We start from the raw sequence: 25,745 nt of genomic DNA, 5'->3' as shown, positions 1-25,745 counted from the left end.
TCGCAACAGGTGGGGACGGCGCGGAGGGCGCAAGTGTGGGGGCGGCCACTCTCCCGCCCGGAATAGGGCCGCTCGACCGGCAGGTTCCCTCGACGCCCTTCCCGGACTGGACGACTACCTCGCCGACAGCCCCGATGTCGCGGCCCTGGTCCCCCACATCGCCGCGCGCACCATGTTCTACTCCGACAACGACGAGATCGTCCCGCCCGCCGCCTCGCAGGCCCTGGCCGCCGACCTCGACGCGGAGCAGATCGTGATCCCCGGCGGCGGCCACTTCCCCGCCGACGATGGGTTCACGAAGCTCCCGGAGGCGCTGGAGGCGGTCGAGAAGATCGCGCGAGCGCCGCGCCTGACCTGCCGCCCGCTCACTCGACGCGGAGTTTCACCGTCATCGACCACGGGGAGGCGATCCTGACGCCTCGCCTGAACTCTTCGCTCAGGCGAGGCGGCGGGGACCGAGGTCGAAGCGGCTGGGTTCGGGGCCTACGCGGACGCGGGCGTAGAGGATGGCGGTGCCCTGGGGGGAGGCCAGGACCGGTTCGACGGCCAGTTCTCGGATCTCGGGGAGGTCGTCGCACAGGGCCGAAATGCGTTGCGCCAGTTCCGCCAGGGCGAGTTTGTCGACCGGCTCGCCGACCGTCTGGCCGGGAACCCCGGTCCGGCCGTCCAGCAGCGGGGCGGCGCGCGGTGCGTCGATGAGCTCCACCGAATCGGCCTCGGTCAGCGGCAACGCCCGGTAGACGCGGTCGCCGAGCAGATCGATGATGGTCCCCGACAGCCCGAAACTGATCACCGAACCGAACGAGGGATCGTCCTGCACCCGCAGCACACACCCCAGGCCCTTGGTGGCCATCTTCTGAATGTGCACGACCTCGTTGCCCGAGATCTCGGCCAGATCGGTGTAGGCGCGGCGCACCGCGGAGGGCCGCCACAGATCCAGGCGCACGCCGGTGAGATCGGGCCGCATCCGCCATATTTCGCCGGTCGCCTTGGCCGCCACCGGATAGCCGAGTTCCTGCGCCGCCGCCTCGGCCCCGTCCTCGTCGCGGACCTCCCGGAACTCCACCACCCGAATGCCGTAGCAGTCCAGCAGCTGCGCCGCCTCGAGGTCACCGAGCCAGCCGCCCTCCGGCGCGCGAGTCGTCCACTGCTCCACCAGTTCTCGCGCGCGCTCGGTGGACACGTCCGCCGGGCGCGCCACCCTCGAGGCGGGCCGGGTCCGCCAGGCCGCGTACCGGCGCACCCTCGCCAGCGCCCGGGCGGCGCGTTCGGGATCGGGATAGGAGGGGATCGAACCGCGTTCCACGATTCCGCCCTCGCCCCGCATCGTCAGCAGATTCGGCATGCCGTGATCGGCGACGAACGTGGTGAGCACCGGCTTGGACGCCGACCGGGCGGCGGTGCGGATGGCCTCGGCGAATGCCGCCATCGAGATCGGCACCGGCGGGGCGAAGATCACGATCAGCGCGTCGATGTCGGGCGCCGCCAGCGCGGCGGTGACGGCGGTCAGGTAGTCGGCCGGATCGGCCTGCGGCCCCAGATCGGTCGGCTCGCCGACGGTCAGTCCCTCCCCGCGTCCCGCGTCCACCGCCAGCCAGCCCAGGGCGGCACTGTTGCCGATCACCGCCAGTCGCGGTCCGGCGGGCAGCGGCTGATAGGCCAGCAGCATGGCACAGTCGAACAGTTCGGAGATGGTGTCCACCTGCACGATCCCGGCTTGAGCGAACAGGTCTCGCCCGAGTGAACGTTCCAGCGGGCTGGCGGGCGTGATGTACGCGGCGTGGCGCCCGTTGCTCACCACGACCACCGGTTTCGTGCGCGCCACCCGGCGCGCGATCCGGGAGAATTTGCGCGGGTTGCCGAAGGTCTCCAGATACAGCAGCACCACATCGGTATCGGGATCGGTGTCCCAGTACTGCAGCAGGTCGTTACCCGAGACGTCGGCACGGTTACCGGCGGAGACGAAGGTGGACAGGCCGAGTTTGCGGGCCGCCGCCTCCGCGAGGATCGCCGCGCCCAGCGGCCCGGATTGGCAGAAGAACCCGACGCGCCCCCGGCCGGGCAATACCGAGGCCAGGGTCGCGTTCAGTGATACGGCCGGATCGGTGTTGGCGATGCCGAGTGCGCTCGGGCCGACCACCCGCATGCCGTGACCGCGCGCGGCGTCGACCAGATCGCGCTCGGCGGCGAATCCGGCCGGGCCCGTCTCCGAGAATCCGGCCGTCAGCACCACCAACCCCTTGACGCCCTTGGCCATACAGTCGTCGAGCACCGACTTGATCTCCGCGGCCGGCACGGCGACCACCGCCAGATCCACCTCGTCGGGAATGTCGCGGACCGTGGCGTAGGCGCGCACGCCACGCACCGAGCTGCGGTTCGGATTCACCGGGTACACCGGGCCCTGAAACAGGCCCGACAACAGATTGGCCAGCACCGCGCCACCGACGCGCCCCGAGGACGGGGTGGCGCCGATCACCGCCACCGAACGCGGTGCGAGCAGATTGCCGACGCTGCGCGCCTCCGAGGCCCGCTCGCGCGAATCCCGCACCGACAGTAGGGCTTCGGTGGGATCGATCGCGAATTCCAGGTGCAGCACCGATCCGTCGCGGCTGCGCTGCACCTGGTAGCCCGCATCGCGGAACACCGTCACCATCGCGTTGTTCTCCGCGAGCACCTCGGCCACGAAGGTCTCGATACCGTTCTCGGCGGCGGCACCGGCCAGATGCTCGAGCAGGATCGAGCCGAGCCCGCGGCCCTGATGTCCGTCGGCGACCACGAACGCCACCTCGGCCGCCCGCGGCCCCTCCCGCTCCTGCAGCAGTTCGTAGCGTCCGACCGCGATGATCACCTCGCCCAGGACGATCACCAGGCCGACCCGGTCGTGATAGTCGACATGCGTGGTGCGGAACAGATCCCTCGGCGTCATCTTCGGGTAGGGGCCGAAGTAGCGCAGATACCGCGTGCGGTCGGACAGTCCGGCATGGAAGTTCTGCAGGGCCTCGGCGTCGCCGGGGGTGATGGGACGCAGCCGGACCACGCCGCCGTCGGAGGCGAGCACATCGGCGAACCAGTGCTGCGGCGGCGGGGGCGGGTCGGCGGGGGTGCCGGTGGTCGCCCACTGGGCGCCATCGCCCGGGGACGGTTCAGTCACGGGGGTCCTCCGGATCCAGACCGAGCAGCCCGAAAGTGGCTCGGCGCGTAGCCAATACGGCGGTGTCGACGGCCCGTTGGACGCGTTCGGAGCGCTCGTCGCCGGTGTCGACGCCGCCGGGCCCGTCCCAGCGATCGAAGCGCGGCTCGACCCCGTCGCCCATGGTGCGTGGCGGTTCGACCGTCGGCAGGTAGGTCCGCGCCTGATCGATCCAGTCGGCGGGTATCTCGGCGGCCGGATCGATGTCGCGGTCCAGCGCGGCGGCCAGCAGATGCGTCCAGGCCCGGGGCACGACGCGGACCAGCCCGTAGCCGCCCCCGCCGACGGCCAGCCAGCGGCCCTCGGCATAGCGGTCGGCGAAGTCGCGCAGGGCCACGAACGCCGCCCGCTGTCCGTCGACGCTCAATTCCAGATCCGCCAGCGGATCCTCCCGATGGGTGTCGACCCCGCACTGGGTGACCAGCAGCTGGGGCCGGAACGCCGCGAGCGCGCTCGGCACCACCGCGTGGAAGCCCCGCAGCCACTGCGCATCCCGGGTGCCGGGCAGCATCGCGAGGTTGACGGAGGTGCCCTCGGCCGAGCCGGCGCCGATCTCCTCCGGCCAGCCGGTGTTGGGCCACAGCGTGGCCGGGTGCTGATGGATCGAGATGGTCAGCACCCGCGGATCGCCGTAGAAGGCGCGCTGGACCCCGTCCCCGTGGTGGACATCGACATCGACGTAGGCGATGCGGTCGAAGCCGTGATCCAGGAGCCACGAGATCGCCACGGCCACATCGTTGTAGATGCAGAATCCGGAGGCGGCATCGGCCATCGCGTGATGCATGCCACCACCGATACTCACCGCCCGCCGGGTGCGACCGGCGGCGATCTCCCCGGCCGCGGCCAGGGTGCCGCCCACGATCACCGAGGCCGCCTCGTGCATGTGGGGAAAGATCGGGTTGTCGGGCGAACCGAGCCCGTGCGGCGGCGACAACGAGACGGGAGCGCCGGGCGCGGGCGGCCGCGCATGCTGCACGGCCTCGATGTAGGCCGGGGTGTGGATGCGCATCAGCTCCGCCGCACCGGCCGGACCGGGTGTGAGCGTCTCGATGCCCTCGAGCAGGCCGAGACCGCGGGCCAGGGCCATGGTCAACCGCAGCCGGGCCGGCTTCATCGGGTGTTCCGGTGTCCAGCTGTAATCCAGGAACCGGTCGGTCCATACCACCGTGGCGTCGCTAGCCATGGTTGTCACGCTAATGCACCGACCGCCCCGGTGGCGGCGGCCCGAGCCCGATCCGAACACGGGGAAGCAAGGAACCGTTTTTGTCGTTGCGATGCAGTAGAAATGCAAGGCAGTGCGGCGCGCCGCTGTCCGGCGCGCTTCGAGGCGCACCCGGGCGCCGTCGAGGTTTCCGCAGGACGAGCGAAATAAGCTGACGCCGGTAGCACAACCGCGCGTGGGTAGAATTCGTGCCGACGAAGGGGTAACAGGGTGAAGGATCTGGTCGACACCACGGAGATGTATCTCCGTACCATCTACGACCTCGAGGAAGAAGGTGTCACTCCGCTGCGAGCTCGGATCGCCGAACGCCTCGAGCAGAGCGGCCCGACGGTGAGTCAGACGGTCGCGCGGATGGAGCGCGACGGACTGCTGACCGTCGCCGGCGACCGCCACCTCGAACTGACCGACAAGGGTCGCGCCATGGCGATCGCGGTCATGCGCAAGCACCGGCTGGCCGAACGTTTGCTGGTCGACGTGATCGGGCTGGACTGGCAGAACGTCCACGCCGAGGCCTGCCGCTGGGAGCACGTGATGAGCGAGGAGGTCGAGCGGCGGCTCGTCGAGGTCCTCAACCACCCCACCACCTCCCCGTACGGCAACCCCATCCCCGGCCTGGACGAATTGGGCATCGCCCCGCCCAGCTCCGCGGAGGAGAAGCTGATCCGGCTGTCGGATCTGCCGCCCGGGCAGGTGTCGGCGGTCGTGGTGCGCCGGCTGTCCGAACACATCCAGACCGATCCGGAGATCATCGGCCAGCTGCGTGAGGCGGGCGTGGTGCCCGACGCCCGAGTGACGGTCGAGACCAAACCGGGCGCGGTGATCATCTCGGTGCCGGGGCACGAGGGCTTCGAGCTGTCCGACGAAATGGCCCACGCCGTCCAGGTGAAGTTGGTCTGACGGATGAAACTTCTGGTGACGGGCGGGGCAGGATACGTCGGCGGTGTCTGCGCCCAGGTGCTGATCGAGGACGGCCACGAGGTGGTCGTGGTCGACGATTTGTCCACCGGCAACGCCGACGGCGTGCCCAACGGCGCCAAATTCTTCGACGGCGATATCGCGACCGTCGGTGTGGAGTTGATCGAATCCGAATCCTTCGACGGCGTCCTGCATTTCGCGGCGCAGTCGCTGGTCGGAGAATCGGTGCAGCAGCCGGAGAAGTACTGGTACGGCAATGTGGTGAAGACGCTGGCGCTGCTGGAGGCGATGCGCCGTGCCGGTACCACGCGGCTGGTGTTCTCCTCGACCGCGGCGGTCTACGGCGAACCGGAGCAGGTGCCGATCACCGAGGACGCACCGACCCGCCCGACGAACCCCTACGGGGCGTCGAAGCTGGCCATCGATCACGCCATCACCTCCTATTCGGTCGCGCACGGGCTGGCGGCCACCAGCCTGCGCTACTTCAACGTCGCCGGGGCCTACGGCGGTCTCGGCGAGAACCGCGTGGTGGAAACCCATCTCATCCCGCTGATCCTGCAAACCGCACTGGGACACCGGGATTCGATTTCGGTCTTCGGCACCGACTACCCGACCCCGGACGGCACCGCGATCCGCGACTACATCCACATCCGGGATCTGGCGCAGGCACATTTGCTGGCGCTGGCCCAGTCCCGGCCGGGTGAGCACCGCATCTTCAATCTGGGCAGCGGCACCGGTTTCTCGGTGCGCCAGGTCGTTTCGGCGTGCGAGCGGGTGACCGGCCGCACCATCGCGGCGGTGGATGCGCCCCGCCGCGCGGGCGATCCGGCGGTGCTGATCGCCTCCAGCGACCGCGCGATCGCCGAACTCGGCTGGGCCCCGAAGCACAACGATCTGGACGAGATCGTCTCCGACGCCTGGGATTTCCTGCAGTCGCTGGGCGAGCGGGCGCACAGCGCACGCTGATCGGCGGGGGGCCGTCACGGTTCGGACCGGTCCGGATCGATGCCGAGGTCGATACCCAGGGCGGCCGCCTTGTCGCGGCCGCTGTGGGCGAGCTTGCGGATCTCCTGCGGCGGCATGCCGGTGTGCAGGGCGGTCTCTAGCAGGGCCGCGATGGAGTGCGTGGGGTCGGCGTCCAGCGCGGCCTCCAGCGCGACCCCGGCCAAGGGGCCGTCGCCGCGGACATAGGCGCTGTAGCCGAGCAGCGCGGCCGCCTCGGCGCGATCCGCCCCGGTCACCGCCCGGCACAATCGCCCCCACAGCGCCTCCGCCGCCTGCGCATGCACGCCGACGGCCAGGGCGAACACGGCATCGCGCACGGTCCGGTCCCGCAGGGCCACGGCCAGATCCGCGAGTTCGCGCGCGTCGATCCGGTCACCGGAATCGGTGGCCGAGATCAGCCACAACACCATTTCCAGGGCGGCCCTGCTGTAGGAGTTCGGGTCGCGGCGGCATACCGCGCGGCGGTATCGGTGCCGCGCCTGCGCGGCCGCCGGCTCGAGCTGTGCGGCCACCTCGTCGGCGGCCACCGGGTCGGCGGCCACCACGTCCGCGAGTTCGGCCCGTGAGGAGCGGACCGGCCGTCCATCCAGCACATGGGCCAGGGTGACCGGGGAGGCCGCCGGGTCGGTTTGCACGCCGACGCAGTCGGGATCGAGCAGACTCCACCACAGGGCGTCGGCGGTGATCTCGCGGACCGCGCACGCGTCGGCAATGGGCACGTCCTCGGCACGCAGGGCCGCCTCGAGCACCCGGATCAGATCGCGGTGCCGGGCCGACCGCGCTCCCGGGCTGCCCGTCCGCGGTGCCCCTGCCCGGTCGTCCACGACCAACACCAGCACGGCCAGCGTCTGCTCCTGCACGCAGATCGCGGCCAGCTGCGCCGCCAACCGCGCCCAGGCCCCGCATCCGGGTACGTCCAGGTCGTGGCGCGCCACGGTGCCCAATCGCAGCGAATCCGGCCGCTCCGGCGCCTCCTGCAGCAGACACACCACCAGCGACCGATGCGGGACGAACCCCAGCAGCGCCGGAACCGCCGCGATGAACTCGCCGGGATCGTCGACCCGCAACAGAGGATGCGGCCACAGCGGCGCATCCTCATCGGATCCGGCGCAACCGCAGCCGGTTTCACCCGATCCGAGCCGAACCACCGCATCACACAGGGAATGTGGACGCTCCGGCGACTGTTCGTTCTCGTGTCGAGGCGGGTCACCGACCGATTCGTGCGCGGGGCCCGGTGTCGCGGCGGGATCGTTGTCGGTGGGTACGGGTTCGGCAGGCGTCGTCATGCGATCCAGCGTCTCCCGGCCGCATTCCCCACCGACTGTGCCGACCTCGGCTTTCACAAACCCTGGGGACAACTCGCACCTGTGGAACAGCCTCCCGCCCAGCGAAGTTCCACCGCCGTCGGTGTCGGCCCCCGCTGCTACGGTTGCCACACACGAGCAATGCCCAGGGTCTGAAAATCACTCCGAGGCAGCGGTGAGCCGGGCCAGTTCGTCCTCGGACAGGTGCAGGGTGCCCACGGGCATCAGGCCCGCCAGCTGGTCGGTGGTGCGGGCGCTGGCGATGGGGGCCACGACCGTGGGGCGGGCGGCGAGCCATGCCAGGGAGACCGCGGCGACGGGGACGCCGTGGGCGGCGGCGATCGCGTCGAGGGCGTCGAGAACGCGCAGCCCGCGCTCGTTCAGGTAGACCGCCGCGCCCTCGGCGCGCGGGCTGTTCACCTCGGCACCGGGCCGATACTTGCCGGTGAGGAAGCCCTTGGCCAGCGCGTAGTACGGCACGGTGGCCACCCCCTCGGCCTCGGCCAGCGGCAGCAGGTCGCGCTCGAATTCGGTGCGCTCCACCAGGTTGTACTGCGGCTGCACGGCCGCATACCGGGCCAGGCCCTCCCGGTCGGCGAAGGCCAGCGAGGCTCGGATGCGCTCGGGCGACATGTTCGAGGTGGCCACGTAGCGGATCTTGCCCGCCCGCACCAGCTCGTCGTAGGCCGCGACGGTCTCCTCGATCGGCGTATCCGGATCGTCGTAGTGCGCGTAATAGAGGTCGATGTAGTCGGTGCCCAGGCGCCGCAGCGACGCCTCCACCGCGCCGTGGATCGCCTTGGCCGACAGACCCTCGAACGGAGCGAGCCGACTGCCCTTCGTGGCGATCACCACATCGGCGCGATTGCCCCGCGCGGCCAGCCATTCACCGAGGATCGTCTCGGACTCGCCGCCCGAATTGCCCGGCACCCACGCGGAATACACGTCGGCGGTGTCGATGAAGTTGCCGCCGCCGGCGACGAAGGCGTCCAGCACGTCGAAGGAACCCGCCCGGTCCGCCGTCCAGCCGAAGACATTGCCGCCGAGGCAGAGGGGGAAGACGTCGAGATCCGTTGTACCGAGTTTTGCCATGCCTTCGAACGTACTCCCGCCCGTTCACCCTTTGCGAACGTCGCCCACCGTGGCGGTGAACACCTGATCCAGCCCGGCCGTATCCGGGCGGCCGTCCCCGAAACCCATATACGTGGCGTTGATGCGCACGTCACCGATCTGCGCGAGCAGGGTGCGCAGCGAGCGGTCCAGGCCCGGACCACCGTGCTGACCGGTGACCTTCCGATGCAGCGCGAGCGTGTCGTCGGCATTCACCGGCGGGGGCGGATCCAGTTCGGTGACAACGGTATTGGTGACAGGTCCGCGGCGGGCGTGCACGGTGCCGCAGCGCCGCAGCTGGTCACGCAGCCGCGCCAACGGCTGGTCGGTGCGGGTCAGCTCGACGGTGATGGTGGCGCGCGTGTCGTCATCGGTGCCGACCACCACGGCGGTCCGGTCGGCATCGAACTGTTGCGGCGGCGGCGCACAGTCGGCCGGATCGACCTGGGCTCCGGCCTGGACACCCACGATGTCACCCGCGGCACGGCGAGCCTGATCCGACGACAGCACCACCGTCGTATAGCCCCGAGGGAATTGCCCCTGGCCCGGCAGCAGCCTGGGCAGCGGGGTGCCGACATGCCTGCTCACGGTGGTTTGCCGGTCGGGACCGGGATGGCCGGATATGGTCGATCCGCACGCGGCGACGCAGCCCATCGCCACGAACCCGAGGGCACGGCCGAACACACGGCGTACCCGCGAGCCCGGCGAATCCGGCACGATCACCTGTTCACTATGACCGAACCCCCGGATCCGCCCACGCTGCCACGCCGGTACGCGCGTACGGGAATGCGGATCGGGTACCTGTTGTTGTGTGGTTGCGGTGCACACCCACCCGGCGCGGCCTCCGAAGAACATGAGGGACAATGGAGGTGGTCTGCGCATCCGTCGAGCGGCGGTGACGAGCAGCAGAACCGCCCGCGCCGCAGCGCCGATGTGGTGGACCACCGCAGGAAGGAGTACGCGATGGACTACGAGTCGCGAATGTACGAGCTGGAGTTCCCCGCTCCGCAGCTGTCGTCCGCCGACGGTGCGGGTCCGGTGCTGGTGCACGGTTTGGAGGGTTTCACCGACGCCGGCCACGCGGTACGCCTGGCGACGACGCATCTGCGTGAGAGCCTCGAGTCGGAGCTGGTCGCTTCGTTCGATGTGGACGAACTGCTCGACTATCGCTCGCGACGCCCGCTGATGACGTTCAAGACCGACCACTTCTCCGACTATGCCGACCCCGAACTGAACCTGTGGGCGCTGCGCGACACCGCGGGCACCCCGTTCCTGCTGCTGGCCGGGCTGGAGCCGGATCTGCGCTGGGAGAAGTTCGTGACCGCGGTGCGGCTGCTGGCCGAGCAGCTGGGCGTGCGCCGCACCATCGGCCTGAGCGCCATCCCGATGGCGATCCCGCACACCCGCCCGCTGGGCGTGACCGCGCACGCCAGCGACCGCGACCTGATCGGCGAGCACCAGCGCTGGCCCGGCGAGCTGCAGGTCCCGAGCAGCGCCTCCTCGCTGCTGGAGTTCCGGATGGCCCAGCACGGCCACGAGTCCATCGGCTTCTCCGTGCACGTGCCGCACTACCTGGCCCAGACCGCGTATCCGGAGGCAGCGCAGACCCTGCTCGAGAATGTCGCCGACAACGCCGGGCTGCAACTGCCGCTGGCCGCACTGGGCGAGGCCGCAGCCCGGGTGCGCGAACAGGTCAACGAGCACATCGCCGGCAACGCCGAGGTGGAAACGGTGGTGCACGCCCTGGAACGCCAGTACGACAGCTTCGTCACCGCTCAGGAGCGTCAGTCGAGCCTGCTCGCCGGCGACGCCGACCTGCCGACCGGCGACGAGCTGGGCGCGGAGTTCGAGCGCTTCCTGGCCGAGCAGAACGGTCTGGGTGACGAGGACGGCGGCCAGGCTCGCTGACGTCGTGCGCTGCCACGACGGCGGCGCGGACGGGGCGCGAAAAATGCCGTGACACAGCACTGTAGTGTTGAGTTACGTGCAGCTGTCCGAACTCGTGCCCGATCGTGCCGTGCCCGACGTGGATCCGGATTGGCTGTACGAAACCTTCGCCGAGTGGACCGGCGCGCAGGGCCTGACGCTGTATCCGGCGCAGGAAGAGGCGCTGCTGGAGCTGATGACCGGCGCCAACGTCATTCTCGCCACCCCGACCGGCTCAGGGAAGTCGATGGTGGCGGTGGGCGCCCATTTCGCGGCGCTGAACCGCGGCGAGCGCAGCTACTACACCGCCCCGATCAAGGCACTGGTCAGCGAGAAGTTCTTCGCGCTGTGCGAGGTGTTCGGCGCGGACAAGGTCGGCATGGTGACCGGCGACGCGGCAGTGAACCCGACGGCGCCGATCATCTGCGCCACCGCGGAGATCCTGGCCAATCTGGCGTTGCGCGAGGGCCCCGATGCCGAGGTCGGCCAGGTGGTGATGGACGAATTCCATTTCTACGCCGACCCCGACCGCGGCTGGGCCTGGCAGGTGCCGCTGCTGGAACTTCCGAAGGCGCAGTTCCTGCTGATGTCGGCCACCCTCGGTGAGGTCGACTTCTTCAAGAAGGACCTGGAACGTCGCACCGGCCGCCCCACCGCCATCGTGACCGGCTCGGAACGTCCTGTGCCGCTGCTGTTCTCGTATGCGCGCACCCCCATCACCGAGACGCTCGAGGAACTGGTCACCACCAACCAGTCCCCCGTCTACGTCGTGCACTTCACCCAGGCCGCCGCGCTGGAACGCGCCCAGGCGCTGACGAGCGTGAACTTCGCGAGCAAGGCGGAGAAGGAGGCGATCGCCGAGGCGATCGGCAGCTTCCGCTTCTCCAGCGGTTTCGGCAAGACGCTGTCGCGGCTGATCCGCCACGGCATCGGCGTCCACCACGCCGGGATGCTGCCCAAGTACCGCCGCCTGGTGGAACGGCTGGCCCAGGAGGGCCTGCTGAAGGTGGTCTGCGGCACCGACACCCTCGGGGTCGGCATCAACGTCCCCATCCGCACGGTGCTGCTGACCGGGCTCACCAAATTCGACGGGGTGCGCACGCGGCGGCTCAAGGCGCGCGAATTCCATCAGATCGCCGGTCGCGCGGGGCGCGCGGGCTACGACACCATGGGCACGGTCGTGGTGCAAGCGCCCGAGCACGAGATCGAGAACGCCCGCCTGCTCGCGAAGGCCGGTGACGATCCGAAGAAGCAGCGCAAGGTGCAGCGCCGCAAACCGCCCGAGGGCTTCGTCTCCTGGTCGCAGGACACCTTCGACCGGCTGGTGGCCGCCGCACCGGAACCCATGGTGTCGCGGTTCCGGGTGACCAATTCCATGCTGCTCAATGTCATCGCCCGCCGCGGCAATTGCTTCGATGCCATGCGGCATCTGCTCGAAGACAATCACGAGCCGCGCCCGGCGCAGCGCAAACATATTCTGAAGGCGATCCGGCTGTACCGGGCGCTGCGCGACGCGGGCGTGGTCCAGCAGCTCGACGAACCCGACGAATACGGCCGCCGGGCCCGGCTGACCGTCGACCTGCAGCGCAACTTCGCCCTCGATCAGCCGCTGTCGCCGTTCGCACTCGCCGCACTCGAACTACTTGACAGCGACGCCCCGACCTACACACTGGATGTGGTGTCGATCATCGAGTCCACGCTGGAGGACCCGCGCCAGCTGCTGCTCGCCCAGCAGCACAAGGCGCGCGGTACCGCCATCGCCGAGATGAAGGCCGACGGCATCGACTACGACGAGCGCATGGAGCTGCTCGAGGACATCACCTGGCCCAGACCCCTGGCCGACCTGATCGAACCTGCGTTCGAGACCTATCGCGCCGGTCACCCGTGGGTGTCGGAGTTCAGCCCGTCCCCCAAGTCGGTGGTGCGCGAAATGATCGAGCGCTCACTGACTTTCGCGGAACTGATCAGCGAGTACGAGCTGGCCCGCTCCGAGGGCATGGTGCTGCGCTACCTGGCCGACGCCTACCGCGCGCTGCGCCGCACGGTGCCCGAATCGGCCCGCACCGAGGAACTCGACGACCTCACCGAATGGCTGGGAGAGCTTGTCCGGCAAGTGGATTCCAGCCTGCTCGACGAGTGGGAGCAGCTCACCAATCCGGGCGCGGAAACCGACGACGAACAGCTGGCCTTCGGCGCGGAAACGGTCCGCCCCATCTCGGCCAACGAACGTGCCTTCCGCGTCATGGTGCGCAATGCGATGTTCCGGCGCGTGGAACTGGCCGCCTTGCGGCGCTGGGACAAACTCGCCGACCTGGGCGATGGCCCGGACTGGGAAGCAGAACTCGAACCCTATTTCGCCGAATACGAGACCATCGGCACCGGCCCCAATGCGCGCGGCCCGCAACTTTTCCGTATAGAACAGCGACCCGGATTCTGGCATGTCCGCCAGGTGCTCGACGATCCGGCGGGCGATCACGGCTGGTCCATCGACGCCGTGGTCGACCTCGCGGAATCCGATGCGGCCGGTGAAGTGAAATTCGACGAGGTCACGGTGACGGCGGGATGAACACCGACCGTCGCGTACCTGTCGTCGGCGAGATTCTGCGCCGAAAACAGATCCCGGCATTCGCCGGGGACCTGAGACCTGACGCCTGAACCTGCGGTCTGCTGCCTCTCGGGATCACGAGCGCTGACGCCTGCCGTCCGTACGCGTGATCAAGACGACGTTAATCCGGTTCGTTCCCCACGGCTTCCTGCTGATACTGTCTCGCTCGCTGCCCGCAGCGGGAGGCTGCCCGGAAGAAAGAGAGTTCCCTTAGATTGTTGAATGCACACGCGCCCGAGTCGCCCTGTCTCGTCATCGACCTCGCCCGGGTGCGCGACAATTACCGCGCACTGCGGTCGGCGCTACCCACAGCGCGAATTCGGTTCGCGGTCAAGGCCTCCCCCATGCCGGAGATCATCCGGCTGCTGTCCGCCGAGGGTGCGGAATTCGACGTCGCCAGTATCGGTGAGATCGAGCAGTGCCTGGGCCTGGGCGTCGCCCCGGCGGCGCTCTGCTACGGCAATCCCATCAAGAAGGCGAGCCATATCGCCGCCGCCTACGCCGCGGGGGTGCGCCGCTACGCCTTCGACACCGAAGACGATCTGGCCCGCATCGCCGAGCACGCTCCCGGCGCGGAGGTGGAGTGCCGATTCCTGGCCTCGGCCCCGCAGTCGCAGACGCCGTTCGGCACCAAATTCGGTTGCGCGCCCGGCGAAGCGGTGCGACTGCTGGTGCGCGCCCGCGATCTGGGCCTGCGTGTGGTGGGTCCCTACTTCCACGTGGGCTCACAGCAATTGGACCCGGCGGCTTGGCGGATCGGCATCGAACAGGCCGGTGCCATCGCGGAAGCCTTGGCGGTCAAGGATATTCCGGTCAGCTCTGTGAATATCGGTGGTGGACTGCCGATTTCGTACGCCGATCCGGCGCCGGAGCTGTCCGAACTGGGTGCGGTGATCGCCGAGGCGGCGTCCCGACACCTCCCGGAGCACGCCGATCTGGTGGTGGAACCCGGCCGCGCCCTGGTGGGCAATGCCGGCGTGATCCACGCCGAGGTCGTGAACGTGCGCATCGCGCCGGACGGGCGGCGCTGGATATACCTCGATATCGGCCGCTACAACGGTATGGCCGAAACCGAGAACGAGTACATCGCCTACCGGATCGAAACCGGCCGGGACGGCGACCCGACGGACGAGGCGGTGATAGCCGGCCCGACCTGTGACGGAGACGATGTACTCTATCAACGCACGCGTGTCCTCCTGCCTATCACGCTGCGAGCCGGTGATCCCGTTCGGATCCTCGATACCGGCGCCTATACGGCGAGTTATTCGTCGGTGTCCTTCAATGGTTTCCCGCCTTTGACTGTTCATGTCATTGGCGCTGAGCGAGAGTGAGTTTGCCCATGACGGCAGAATTCACCGGCTGGCACGTGCTGGCCGAGTTCGGTGGTGTCGACGCAGCCCTTTGCGACGATCTCGAACGACTCGAAACAGCGCTTCGAAAATCGTTGCTAGGAGCCGGTGTCACCATCTGCGATGTGACTCACAAGAAGTTCGAGCCGCAGGGTGTCACGGTGTTGGCGCTGCTGTCGGAGTCGCATGCCTCGATTCACACCTATCCGGAATCGGGTGACATCTTCGTCGACGTATTCACCTGCGGCAGTATCGGCGCGGGTGCCACGAAGGCGGTCGAGCTGCTACAGCAGGAGCTGTCGCCGAACAGCGTTCACATGGAGGTGATTCAGCGCGGGCACGCCGCCCGGCGCATTCACGAGCCGGTGGGCGACGGGCTGACCCGGATCTGGGATCTGCAGGATGTCATCGTCGACACCCGAACCCCGTTTCAGCACATGGTGATCGCGCGTACCGAGCAGGGCGTGTCCCTGTTCTCCGACGACGATCGCCAGTCCACCGAGTACTCCCAGCTGACCTACCACGAGGCCATGCTCGTGCCGGGCTACGCGCTGGCCGAGAAGCTGGACAGGGTGCTCATCGTCGGTTCCGGCGAGGGCGTGGCCTCGCAGATGTCGGTCGCCGCGGGCGCGTCGCTCGTGGACCACGTCGACATCGACCAGCTGGAGGTGGAGCTGTGCGCCAGGCACCTCCCCTACGGCTACACCGAGGCCGATCTGGCCGAGGCGGTCGCCCAGAAGGGCCCGATCAAGATGCACTACGCCGACGGCTGGGACTTCCTGGCCCAGGCCGAGGCGGCGGGCATCCGCTACGACATGATCGTCATCGACCTGCCCGACGAGCGGGTCGAGGATGCCCAGCACAACCGCCTGTACGAGGACGAGTTCCTGGAGCGCTGTCGGCGGCTGCTGGCCGAGGGCGGCGTGCTCGCGGCACAGGCGGGCTGTCAGACGATGTGGCGCAACGAAACTCTGAAGCGCTCGTGGAGCCGCTTCCAGAACCTGTTCCCCACCGTCGTGCCCTACGTCAGCGACGAGCACGAATGGACGTTCATCTTCGGCACCCCGAAGGTGATCGAGGACCCGGTGGCCAAGATGATCACCACCCTCTCGACCCTCCCCTACCGTGCCGAGACGATCGATGAGCGCGCCTTGATCCGCGGCGCGATCGAACCCCACACCCTGCGGGTGGGGGTAGCGGTTTGAGACGCGGGTGGGGGTAGCGGTCTGAGCGGTGTGGGCGTTCCGGCCTGACCGCGCGGTACAACCGAATACGTGAAAAGCCCGCCCGGACAGCTTGTCCGGGCGGGCTTTTCGTTGCGGTGCGGCCCCTCACTGCGAACCGCACCGCCGCGACCTCACGGCAGGGCCGGAGGCTCGATCCCCAATTCCCGCAATCGGGTTCGGTATGTCTCGATGGAGGCGAGCTTCACGTCCTCGTAGCCGCGGACTGCGTCGGCCAGCGATGCGGCCTCCACGGCGCGGTCGTAGTCGGTGGCGAGGGTGTCGGCCAGATTCGTGACCATATCGGTGTAGTGGGCGAGCAGGGCACGTTCGACCTTGCGGACGTGCATATAGCCGAACGGGTCGAATTTGGTGCCGCGCAACCGCTTTCCCTTGGCCAGCAGCTTCAGCGCGACGTGGCTGCGCGGGCCGAAGCCGATCTTCTTCTTGCGGCCCATCGCGCGCAGGATCGGCGGGTGCAGCTTGTAGGTGAGGTTCGCACCGTCGGGTACCTGCGCGGCGACCTCGTCGACGAACGCCGGATCGACCAGTCGCCGGGCGACCTCGTACTCGTCCTTGTAGGCGGTGAACTTGTACAGCCCGCGCGCCACCTGCTCGCTGAACTCGGTGCGGTCGGTGACCCGCTGCTGCGCCTCCCAGATGCGCTGAACGGTCCGCACGTAGTCGCGGGCCACGCGCACACCCTGGAAGCCGATCAGTTCCACCGCGCGCAGCTCGACCAGTCGCCTGGTCTCCCCGGTCGCGGTCAGTCCCTCGAAAAGATCGGCGGGAACGGCGATCTCGGGCCGCTTGCGCTGCGGCGGCGTAATCGCGGCGGCGAATTCGTCGGGCCGCGCCACCGCGACCCGGCCCCACCGGAAGGCCGCGATATTCGCCGCCACCGCCACGCCGTTGATCTCGATGGCCTCCTCGATCGCCGTCGCTGGCAACCGCAGCCCGCCCAGCTGATAGGCGGCGCCCACCAGCAGGAAGTTCGCGGCGGTGGTATTGCCGAACAGCGTCTCGGCGGCGGCCAGCGCATCGAAGGAGTGCACGGTGCGCGAGGTCCGCTCCAGCCGCGACAGCAGCAGCTCGGTCTCCGGATAGGTCACCGACTTGTCGTAGACCATCTCGCCGGTCGGGGTCTTACTCGTCGAGGCCACCGACAGGGTGACCTCCTTCGACCCGTACGCCAGATTCTTGGCGTCGGTGGCCGCCAGCAGATCGAAGGCCACGATGCAGTCGGCGCTGCCCGGGGTCAGCCGGTTGGACGGCTCCAATTCCCCCGGCGCGAACCGCAGATGCGACACCACCGGACCGGCCTTCTGGCTCAGCCCGATCTGATCCAGGCTCGCCACCTCGTATCCCGCCCGCAGGGCCGCGGTCGCCAGCACCTGATTCACCGTCACGATGCCGGTGCCGCCGATACCGGCGAGGAAGACGTTCTGGGTGGTCGTCGGCGCGGCGAACTCGAGGTCGGGCAGCGCGGGCGGTTCGGGCCGGGACCGGTTGCGCCGCTTGGCCTTCCCCGGATCGGGCAGCTCGACGGTCACGAACGACGGGCAGTCGCCGTCCAAGCAGCTGTAGTCGGTATTGCAGGAGGTCTGGTCGATGCGGGTCTTACGCCCGAATTCCGTCTCGACCGGCTGCACCGACAGGCAGTTGCTCTTCACTCCGCAGTCGCCGCAGCCCTCGCACACCGCCTCGTTGATGACCACGCGGGTGCGGCGCGTGGGCAGGGTGCCGCGCTTGCGCTGGCGGCGCGCGTCGGCGGCACAGTGCTGGTCGTAGATCAGCACGGTCACCCCGGGGATCTCACGCAGGACGCGCTGCGCCTCGTCGAGCCGATCCCGGTGCCACAGCAGGGTGCCCGGCGCCAGATCGCGTTTGCGGTACTTCTTGGGCTCGTCGGCGCAGATGATGATCTGCTTGACGCCCTCGATCGCGAGCTTGTGCGTGAGCCGCGGCACGGCGAGCGCGCCCTCCGCATCCTGCGCGCCGGTCATCGCGACCACATCGTTGTAGAGCAGCTTGTAGGTGATGTTCACCCCGGCCGCGATGCACGCCTGCACCGCCAGCTGACCGGAATGGAAATACGTTCCGTCGCCGATGTTCTGGAACAGATGCGGCACATCGGTGAAGGGGGCCAGGCCGATCCATTGCGCGCCCTCGCCGCCCATCTGGGTCAGGCCGAGCACCTTGCTGTCGTCGCGGCCGGACATGGTGACCATGGTGTGGCAGCCGATGCCGCCACCGGCCAGCGAGCCCTCCGGCACTGCGGTGGACCGGTTGTGCGGGCAGCCGCTGCAGAAGTAGGCGGCGCGCTTGGCGGGCAGTACCGACAGCGACAGCGGTTGCGGCAGAGGTCGTTTCATGTCCAGGTGGCCGTCGAGCACCCGGCGCAGCGGCTTCACGATCCGCCCGGCGGTCAGCTCGCCGTCCTGATCGAACAGCGGCCGCCCCTGCGCGTCGTGCTTGCCGACGATCTGTGGTGCGTCGGCCGTGCCGTAGAGGATCTCGCGGATCTGGGTCTCGATGAAGGCGGTCTTGTCCTCCACCACGATGAGCCGGTCCAGGCCCTTGGCGAACTCTCGCACCCGTTGCGGCGCAACGGGGAACGGCATGCCGATGCGCAGCAGCCGCACACCCGCGCGATGCAGTGCCTCGTCGTCCACGCCCAGATCGATCAGCGCCTGGCGCACCGCGTCGAAGGTCGTGCCGGTGGCGGCGATGCCGATGCGCGCGTGCGCCGGATCGACCTCGATGACGTCCAGATCGTTGAGGGTGCTGTAGGCCTTGACGATCTCCCAGCGCGGCCCGTACAGATCCGCCTCGGCGATCACGCTGTCGGTGGGCGCCGCCATCGGCCGCTGCCGATAGGTGAAGGGCCTGCCCTCCCACTGGATTTCGGGCACGACGATGTCGATGTCACCGACCGAGCCCTCGACGGTCCACGCGCCGTCGGCCACATCGGCCACGATCTTCAGCGCCACCAGGCAGCCGGATGCGCGCGACAGCGCCACGCCGTGCAGGCCCATGGTGATGATCTCGCGGGCATTGCGCGGGAACAGCACCGGAATGTTCATCGCGGCCAGCGAGCGCTCCGACACCGCCGGAACCGTGGAGGATTTCGACGCCGGATCGTCACCGACCAGCAGCAGCACGCCGCCGTTGGGGTTGGCGCCGTACATGTTCGCGTGCCGCAGCGCATCGGTGGAGCGATCCAGGCCCGGCCCCTTGCCGTACCAGACGCCCACCACGCCGTCGTGGGTCAGCGTGGCGCCCACGGGCAGTTCGCCCTGACTGCCCCACACCGCGGTGGCGGCCAGTTCCTCGTTCAGGCCGGGCACGAAGCGAATATCGTGGTCGGCCAATACTTCCGGCATCCCGCCGAGCATCCGGTCGACACCGCCCAGGGGGGAGCCCTGGTATCCGGAGACGAAGGTGCCCACCCGTCTGCCCGCCCGCAGGTCACGCACATGCTGTTCGACCAGTTGCCGCGCAATGGCTTGCACGCCGGTCAGGACAACGGTGCCGCCGCCGACGCGGTAACGGTCGGCGAGGTCGTACGGTGCTGGGATCAGTTCGCGGTCGGCGAGCTCGGTCATCAGTTCCACCCGTCCGTTCGACGCCTCGTGAGCGCCTCACAACTTGAGCATTCGTCGCCGCCATCCTGTCTCCGCAGCGCTGAATGAACAACAGATGGAATGAAAACTGCGCAATCTGCGCAAGCGAGCACACCCGGAGTGGGCACGGGCTGTGCAGAGTGTGACCCGGGACACGCGGGCCACCCGAAGGGTCTACAATCGCTGTTCTTGTGTCCCCGCACACCACGGCCGGGGTCGAATCAGCTTTCCCACTGGGCCTCGCGCCGCCAGCGCGCGCAGTACGCCAGATAGCGTGCCAGGTGATCGGTCGCGAAAACCTCCGGATGCCAATCGTTGCGGGTGACGTCGGCGGTCCAGACGTAGGTCGGGACAGGCTTGTCGTGGCCGATCAGCTCGATCGGCCGCAGCTCGTACTCCTCGTCCTCGAAGGCGTCGAGGATCCGCCATTCCGCCGGAGTGAGATCGCCGAGCACCAGACCGCCCGCCATCCGGCCGGGCTCCGGCACCAGCCCCGGGTACAGCCGCCCCGGCAGTGCCGCCACCCGGCGATCCCTGGTGACAGCCAGCTCGAATTCCGGTGTGCGTCCGATCAATTCCTCCAGCACCGGGCCGAATTGCAGGGTGCCGTAGACGAACAGCTCCGTGCCGACTCCCCGCAGGCGCGCAAACCGTTCGGAATCCGCGGCATCCGAGGGCGCCGCGGCACTCATGCCGACCACCCGCCCGCGCGACGGATGGTTCGCCACACTGTTGCTACTTCTGCCAACCGGACCTCGGACGCACGCATCGATCCCATGCAACCACTGTGCCGAATGCTGAGCCCCGCCCGGGTTCAGCGTCCAGTGAGCTCCCTCACTCCCCACAGTGCGCGACGCCGACGACAGGCACGCGGACCAATCCGGTGCTGGAGGATTGCTGAGGCGACAGAGGGGTGCGGCTAGCCCGCCCGGCGCACCGCCGTACCCGTCAGGCGCGCGAAGGCGTGCGGATCGTGCGAGCAGAAGATGGTGATCTCCTGACCGTGGTCGCGATTGAGTTCGATCAACCGGCGGCGGTTGTCGCGATAGGCCCCGGGCACGATCGAACCGAGCTCGTATATCCGCCACATCAGCGGCGCGCGCGGATCGACCGGATCGATCTCGCTGTCGAGGAAGAAGGCGTCACCGGCGTGCAGCATCCATCGGTCGTCGATCTGCACCGCCACCCCGATATGCCCGCGGGTGTGCCCGGGCAACGGGATCACCAGAATCTCCGGCGGCAGGCCGGGCAGGTCGCGGACCGCGCGGAAGCCGAACCAGCCCTCGCCGCCGTCGATTTCGTTCACCATCCACCGGGGTCCGTGCGCCCACTGCGCGGCGCGGTAGCGCATCCGCTCCGAAGCCGTCCGGCCGGCCGTGGCCGCCCGGAACTCGGGACCGTGCACATGCACCACCGCCTGGGGGAAGTCGGCCAGTCCCCCGGCATGATCCAGATCGAGATGGGTGAGCACGATGTGGCGGACATCGGCCGAGTCGTAGCCCAACCCCTGAATCTGGCGGATCGCGGTCTCGTGCTCGGCCGGCCGGGCGCCCAGCAGGAAGCGACTCGGGCCCACCAACCTCCCCGGATTGCGGACGCAGTCGAGCCCGAATCCGGTGTCCACCAGGACCAAATCGGTTCTGGTCTCGATGAGCAGGCAGTGGTTGACCATGCCCATGCCCATGCTGCCGCAGTTGAGATGATGAATCCGCACGGCCCGAGCGTCCCAGACGCTCACCAACTGGTCAATTGGCATCCGAGATCCCGCGCGGCCGCTGCGCGCGCACGATCTCGGCGAGCTGTTCGTAATCCTCGATACGGGCGGTCGAACCACGGAAGACCAGACCCAGCGTGCGTCCCGGCGCGGGGGGCGCGAATCGCGCGGTCTCGAGTGTGCCGCGCGCCGTTTCGGCCGCCACCGCCATCTCCGGAATGAGCGATACGCCCAGACCGCCCGCGACGCACTGCACCACCGTCGCCAGCGACGCCGCGCGGGTGTCGCCGACCGGTCCGGGGCGCACATCCTGCGCCCGGCACAGCTCCAAGGTCTGATCGCGCAGGCAGTGGCCCTCGTCCAACAGCAGCAGCGGCAGCGTATCCAGTGCCGCCGGAGAGACGTCGGTCCGCCCGGCCAATTCGTGGCCGCGCGGTGTCACCAACACGAATTCCTCGGTATAGAGGGGAATCTCGATCAGCCCGGTGGCCTCGGTCGGCACCGCCAGCAGCGCCACATCCAGCACGCCGGTGCGCAGCCCGTCCACCAGCCGCGCGGTCTGATCCTCGATCACATGCGGCACCAATGTGGGTAACTGCCGCCGCAGTTCGGGCAGCAGCCCCGGCAGCACATAGGGTGCGACGGTCGGGATGATGCCGAGTCTCACCGTGCCGCCCAACCCGTCGCCCGCGGCGGAGGTGACGAACCGATCGGCGGCCTCGAGGGTCGCCATCGCTTGCGGCAGCAGGCGTTTGCCCGCCGATGTCACCAGCACCCGGCGCGTCGAGCGCTCGATCAGCTGCAGCCCCAGTCCGTTTTCCAGCGCGGCCAGAGCCTGCGATAACGTGGGTTGGCTCACATTCAGTCGCGCGGCCGCGGTGCCGAAATGCCGATACTCGGCGATTGCTACGAACGCACGCAGCTGTGACAGGGTGGGCTGATAAGTCTGATCAGTCACGCCTATTAGTATAGTGCGACTGATCACCTTTACCTTTCACTGAAGGTTGGGCAAGATCACATACGAACACTTCGCACGGCAATCCCGACAAACGAAGAGGAGAAAGCATGGCTCTGCTGACCATCGGCGACCAGTTCCCCGCCTACAACCTGACCGCGGTCATCGGCGGCGACCTGTCCAAGGTGAATGCGCAGCAGCCGGACGACTACTTCACTCAGGTTTCGAGTGACGACTACGCGGGCAAGTGGCGGATCGTGTTCTTCTGGCCCAAGGACTTCACCTTCGTGTGCCCGACCGAGATCGCGGCGTTCGGCAAGCTGAACGACGAGTTCGCCGACCGCGACGCGCAGGTGCTCGGCGTGTCCGTGGACAACGAGTTCGTGCACTTCCAGTGGCGGGCCCAGCACGAGGACCTCAAGACCCTGCCCTTCCCGATGCTCTCGGACCTCAAGCGCGAGCTGTCCGCCGCGACCGGCGTGCTGAACGCCGACGGCGTCGCCGATCGCGCCACCTTCATCGTCGACCCGAACAACGAGATCCAGTTCGTGTCGGTGACCGCCGGTTCGGTGGGCCGCAACGTGGACGAGGTGCTGCGCGTGCTGGATGCGTTGCAGTCCGACGAGCTGTGCGCCTGCAACTGGAAGAAGGGCGACCCGACCATCAACGCGGGCGAGCTGCTGGCCGCCAGCGTCTGATGAGGAGGACGATTTGTCTGTAGAGAACCTCAAGAACTCACTGCCCGAGTACGCCAAGGACCTCAAGCTCAACCTGTCGTCCGTGGCGCGCTCGACGGTGCTGAACGAACAGCAGCTGTGGGGCACCCTGCTCGCCACGGCCGCGGCCACCCGCTCGGCCACCACGCTGCGTGAGATCGCCGAGGAGGCCGCCGACACCCTGTCGGCGGAGGCCTACAACGCCGCGCTGGGCGCCGCCTCGATCATGGGCATGAACAACGTGTTCTATCGGGGCCGTGCCTTCCTCGACGGCCGCTACGACGATCTGCGGGCCGGGCTGCGGATGCAGATCATCGGCAATCCGGGCGTGGACAAGGCCGATTTCGAGCTGTGGTCGTTCGCGGTGTCGTCGATCAACGGCTGCCAGCACTGCCTGGAGGCGCACGAGCACACCCTGCGCGAGGCGGGTGTGTCACGTGAGCTGATCTTCGAGGCGCTGCGCGTGGCCGCCATCGTCGCCGGTGTCGGCCAGGCGGTGCAGTCCACCGAGGCGCTGGCTGCGGCGAACGTCTGATTCACGCAATTCGATAGCCGACGATGCCCTGCCCCGGACGATTCGGGGCAGGGCATCGTGCGCATTGGGCACCCGACCGCGGTCAGCTGTGCTGCCAGAGACCGGCGGTACCCTGGAACACCATGGACGAACTCGAGAGCGACGGCACGCAGATCGAGGTGGTTCGGGTCTTCACCGACGCCGCGGGGCGCTTCGGCAATCCGCTGGGGATCGTCCGCGCCGACGAGGTGGTCGCTGTTGATCATCAGGCCTTGGCCGCCCGGGCCGGATACAGCGAGACCGTCGTCATCGACGAGCCCGCCGACGGACGCACGGCGATGCGGATCTACACCCCCACCAAGGAGCTTCCGTTCGCGGGCCATCCGTCCGTGGGCGCGGCCTGGTGGCTGTCGAACCAGCTCCGCCCGGTGAAGGTGATCGATGTGCCCGCCGGTCCGGTCGAGGTCGAAACCTCCGATACCGGACTGACCTGGATCCGGGCCCGCGCGGAGTGGACACCGACGTTCTCGTTCGATGAGGTCGCCACCGTCGAGGATCTCATGGCGCTGCGTCCCGACGACTTCACCGAAGGCCAGCGCTACGTCTGGACCTGCGTCGACGAGCGTCGCGGGACCATTCGCTCCCGAATGTTCGCCCCTGCCTTGGGCATCGCCGAGGACGAGGCCACCGGTGCGGCCGCGGTCGCCATCACCGCCGTGCTGCGGCGCGGGTTGATCATCACTCAGGGCCGCGGTTCCCAGCTGTTCACCGAATGGGATTCCGACGGCTGGGTGCGACTGGGCGGCCGGGTGGTCGCCGACTATCCCGTCGTGGTCTGAACCTCAGCAGGGCCCGGCGGCAGGGAATGCCGTTTCCAGCGCGGACATCAGCACCGTCGGGTTGTGGTAGCAGATGTAGTCGGCGATCTTGTGCCCGCGCATCCGAATCAGCACCACGCTGTGCTGTCGGGACAGTCTGTGGTCGGGCGCGAACGGACTGTCGAGGTCACCTTCCATATCCGCCTCGACCAGCCATCGGCCCGGCTCGAGAAAGGGTCGCATGACGGTGACGGTCATCGAGTATCGATCGTGGAAATCCAAGGCGAAGAAGGCCGCGCGGATCTGCTCGTGACCGATCAACTCACGAGGGAAGCCAGCCGGTTGCCAGGGCAATAGAACGCGCGCATCCTCGGTCAGCGTCGCCAGATAGCCGTCGACATCTCGCGCCGATTGCCGCGCGAAGCTGTCGAGGATGGCTACCCGATCCAGGCGTCGCTGTTCGTCCAGACCGACCAGATCCGATTCGGTCGTCACCATGCACTTGCTCCTTTCACCAGCGGTGATTCGGGCCACAAACCATCGTGCGCCGTCGGCGAAGGTGCTGCCCAGCGTCGTGAAGGTCACTTTCCGTTATGATCACGACATGCACGTCGTTGCGGCGGTGGTACCCGAACGGGTCGAGATCTTCGACCTCATCGTCGGATGCCAGGTATTTGCCGCAGCGCGCACCGCGCAGGGCGAACGTGCCTACGAGGTCCGGCTGTGCGGCTCGGACACCACCGCGCTGGCCTGGCATCAGGACCTGTTCGGGATGCGCGTGCCCTGGCCGGCCGAGGCGATCGAGACCGCCGACACCGTCCTCGTCCCCGGTTTTCAGCCGCCTTTCGACCCGGATCCGGATCTGGTCGAGCGGATCCGTCGCGCCGGGCGATCCGGCGCCCGGGTCGCCTCGGTATGTACCGGCGCGTTCCTGTTGGCCGCAACCGGACTGCTGGACGACCAGCGGGCGACCACCCATTGGGCCGCCTGTGCGGAACTCGCGCGCCGCTTCTCCGAGATCAAGGTCGACCCCGAGGTGCTGTTCGTCGACAACGGCTCGGTGCTCAGCTCGGCCGGTTCGGCCGCCGGTATGGATATGTGCCTGCATATGGTGCGCCGCGATCTGGGCGCGAAGGCCGCCGCGGACACCGCGCGGCGCATGGTGATGCCGCTGCAGCGCGACGGCGGGCAGGCGCAGTTCATCGCCCACCCCGCCGAGCCGACCGATCGCACTGCCTTGCAGCCGGTGCTGGATTGGATCGAACACCATCTGGATCAGCCGGTCAGCCAGACCGATATCGCTCGGGCGGCGGGTGTTTCGGTGCGCACCCTGCAGCGGCATTTCCAGGAGCAGCTGGGCACCACCGCCCTGCAATGGTTGCTGCGGGCCCGCATCGACCGCGCCCGGCAACTGCTGGAGAGTACCGACCTCTCGGTCGAGCAGATCGCCGAGCAGTGCGGATTCGGCTCCGCGGTGACGCTGCGGCACCATTTCGGTCGCCAGCTCGGCGTGGCACCGCTGGCCTACCGCAAGGCCTTTCGCTGATCGAGGG

The 25,745-nt window shown here is 68.5% G+C and carries 21 protein-coding genes; 11 read left to right on the top strand and 10 right to left on the bottom strand.

Annotation, left to right across the window (positions count from 1 at the left end; translation table 11 throughout):
• Positions 1-172: 172 nt before the first annotated feature.
• On the top strand, positions 173-415 hold the full coding sequence (locus IU452_RS14235; RefSeq protein WP_195109462.1) for an alpha/beta hydrolase: 243 nt from the start codon (positions 173-175) through the stop codon (positions 413-415).
• Between the two features lie 21 nt (positions 416-436).
• Here IU452_RS14235 and IU452_RS14230 read toward each other — a convergent pair whose 3' ends face one another.
• Both IU452_RS14230 and IU452_RS14225 read right to left on the bottom strand, forming a co-directional pair.
• Positions 437-3,151 carry a bifunctional GNAT family N-acetyltransferase/acetate--CoA ligase family protein gene (locus IU452_RS14230; protein ID WP_195109461.1) on the bottom strand — a complete coding sequence of 905 codons (2,715 nt, stop codon included), beginning with the start codon at positions 3,149-3,151 and terminating at the stop codon, positions 437-439.
• Positions 3,144-4,373, bottom strand: coding sequence for an acetoin utilization protein AcuC (locus IU452_RS14225; RefSeq protein WP_195109460.1), 1,230 nt, complete (start codon positions 4,371-4,373; stop codon positions 3,144-3,146). The genes IU452_RS14230 and IU452_RS14225 overlap by 8 nt, the downstream gene beginning before the upstream one ends.
• Positions 4,374-4,622: 249 nt before the next feature.
• Here IU452_RS14225 and IU452_RS14220 point away from each other — a divergent pair, with 249 nt between their 5' ends.
• A complete protein-coding gene (locus tag IU452_RS14220; RefSeq protein WP_195109459.1) occupies positions 4,623-5,309 on the top strand; it encodes a metal-dependent transcriptional regulator in 687 nt (228 codons plus the stop codon).
• Between the two features lie 3 nt (positions 5,310-5,312).
• A complete protein-coding gene (gene galE / locus IU452_RS14215; RefSeq protein ID WP_195109458.1) occupies positions 5,313-6,293 on the top strand; it encodes a UDP-glucose 4-epimerase GalE in 981 nt (326 codons plus the stop codon).
• A gap of 14 nt (positions 6,294-6,307) precedes the next feature.
• On the opposite strand, the gene IU452_RS14210 is transcribed toward galE, so the two are convergent.
• The 3 genes from IU452_RS14210 to IU452_RS14200 all read right to left on the bottom strand — a co-directional run bounded on the left by IU452_RS14210 (position 6,308) and on the right by IU452_RS14200 (position 9,469).
• The gene (locus tag IU452_RS14210; protein WP_195109457.1) at positions 6,308-7,618 is read right to left on the bottom strand and encodes a DUF4192 domain-containing protein; all 1,311 of its coding nucleotides are present in this window, start codon (positions 7,616-7,618) and stop codon (positions 6,308-6,310) included.
• 177 nt (positions 7,619-7,795) lie between these two features.
• Positions 7,796-8,728 carry an aldo/keto reductase gene (locus IU452_RS14205; RefSeq protein WP_195109456.1) on the bottom strand — a complete coding sequence of 311 codons (933 nt, stop codon included), beginning with the start codon at positions 8,726-8,728 and terminating at the stop codon, positions 7,796-7,798.
• A 24-nt stretch (positions 8,729-8,752) separates the two neighbouring features.
• Positions 8,753-9,469, bottom strand: a complete 717-nt coding sequence (locus IU452_RS14200) for a DUF5642 family protein (protein WP_195109455.1) — start codon at positions 9,467-9,469, stop codon at positions 8,753-8,755.
• A gap of 240 nt (positions 9,470-9,709) precedes the next feature.
• Here IU452_RS14200 and IU452_RS14195 point away from each other — a divergent pair, with 240 nt between their 5' ends.
• From IU452_RS14195 to speD, 4 genes are all read left to right on the top strand, one after another.
• Positions 9,710-10,654 (top strand): proteasome assembly chaperone family protein, encoded by a 945-nt coding sequence (locus IU452_RS14195; RefSeq protein ID WP_195109650.1) that lies wholly within the window; start codon positions 9,710-9,712, stop codon positions 10,652-10,654.
• Between the two features lie 76 nt (positions 10,655-10,730).
• Positions 10,731-13,238: a DEAD/DEAH box helicase gene (locus IU452_RS14190; protein ID WP_195109649.1), complete on the top strand. Its 2,508-nt coding sequence runs from the start codon at positions 10,731-10,733 to the stop codon at positions 13,236-13,238.
• 257 nt (positions 13,239-13,495) lie between these two features.
• Positions 13,496-14,608, top strand: a complete 1,113-nt coding sequence (locus IU452_RS14185; protein WP_228817540.1) for a type III PLP-dependent enzyme — start codon at positions 13,496-13,498, stop codon at positions 14,606-14,608.
• Between the two features lie 8 nt (positions 14,609-14,616).
• Positions 14,617-15,831: an adenosylmethionine decarboxylase gene (gene speD, locus IU452_RS14180; RefSeq protein WP_195109454.1), complete on the top strand. Its 1,215-nt coding sequence runs from the start codon at positions 14,617-14,619 to the stop codon at positions 15,829-15,831.
• Positions 15,832-15,983: 152 nt separating this feature from the next.
• Here the strand turns inward: speD and IU452_RS14175 are convergent, their stop codons facing one another.
• From IU452_RS14175 to IU452_RS14160, 4 genes are all read right to left on the bottom strand, one after another.
• Positions 15,984-19,457, bottom strand: a complete 3,474-nt coding sequence (locus tag IU452_RS14175; protein WP_195109453.1) for an indolepyruvate ferredoxin oxidoreductase family protein — start codon at positions 19,455-19,457, stop codon at positions 15,984-15,986.
• A gap of 239 nt (positions 19,458-19,696) precedes the next feature.
• Positions 19,697-20,203: a gamma-glutamylcyclotransferase family protein gene (locus IU452_RS14170; protein WP_324192606.1), complete on the bottom strand. Its 507-nt coding sequence runs from the start codon at positions 20,201-20,203 to the stop codon at positions 19,697-19,699.
• 191 nt (positions 20,204-20,394) lie between these two features.
• Complete coding sequence (locus IU452_RS14165; RefSeq protein WP_228817538.1) at positions 20,395-21,231, bottom strand: MBL fold metallo-hydrolase; 837 nt, start codon at positions 21,229-21,231, stop codon at positions 20,395-20,397.
• Positions 21,221-22,147, bottom strand: a complete 927-nt coding sequence (locus IU452_RS14160) for a hydrogen peroxide-inducible genes activator (RefSeq protein ID WP_195109451.1) — start codon at positions 22,145-22,147, stop codon at positions 21,221-21,223. Before IU452_RS14160 ends, IU452_RS14165 begins: the two co-directional genes overlap by 11 nt.
• A gap of 107 nt (positions 22,148-22,254) precedes the next feature.
• On the opposite strand from IU452_RS14160, the gene IU452_RS14155 reads away from it, so the two are divergent.
• The 3 genes from IU452_RS14155 to IU452_RS14145 all read left to right on the top strand — a co-directional run bounded on the left by IU452_RS14155 (position 22,255) and on the right by IU452_RS14145 (position 24,213).
• A complete protein-coding gene (locus IU452_RS14155; protein WP_195109450.1) occupies positions 22,255-22,842 on the top strand; it encodes a peroxiredoxin in 588 nt (195 codons plus the stop codon).
• A 13-nt stretch (positions 22,843-22,855) separates the two neighbouring features.
• Positions 22,856-23,395 carry a carboxymuconolactone decarboxylase family protein gene (locus tag IU452_RS14150; protein ID WP_195109449.1) on the top strand — a complete coding sequence of 180 codons (540 nt, stop codon included), beginning with the start codon at positions 22,856-22,858 and terminating at the stop codon, positions 23,393-23,395.
• A gap of 122 nt (positions 23,396-23,517) precedes the next feature.
• A complete protein-coding gene (locus tag IU452_RS14145; RefSeq protein WP_195109448.1) occupies positions 23,518-24,213 on the top strand; it encodes a PhzF family phenazine biosynthesis protein in 696 nt (231 codons plus the stop codon).
• Between the two features lie 3 nt (positions 24,214-24,216).
• Here the strand turns inward: IU452_RS14145 and IU452_RS14140 are convergent, their stop codons facing one another.
• Positions 24,217-24,690, bottom strand: coding sequence for a nuclear transport factor 2 family protein (locus IU452_RS14140; protein ID WP_195109447.1), 474 nt, complete (start codon positions 24,688-24,690; stop codon positions 24,217-24,219).
• A 106-nt stretch (positions 24,691-24,796) separates the two neighbouring features.
• Here IU452_RS14140 and IU452_RS14135 point away from each other — a divergent pair, with 106 nt between their 5' ends.
• Positions 24,797-25,738, top strand: coding sequence for a GlxA family transcriptional regulator (locus IU452_RS14135; protein WP_195109446.1), 942 nt, complete (start codon positions 24,797-24,799; stop codon positions 25,736-25,738).
• Positions 25,739-25,745 lie beyond the last annotated feature (7 nt).

The organism is Nocardia transvalensis (assembly GCF_015477765.1).
Taxonomy (GTDB): Bacteria; Actinomycetota; Actinomycetes; order Mycobacteriales; family Mycobacteriaceae; genus Nocardia; species Nocardia transvalensis_A.
This window is presented reverse-complemented; position numbering and strand designations above follow the sequence as displayed.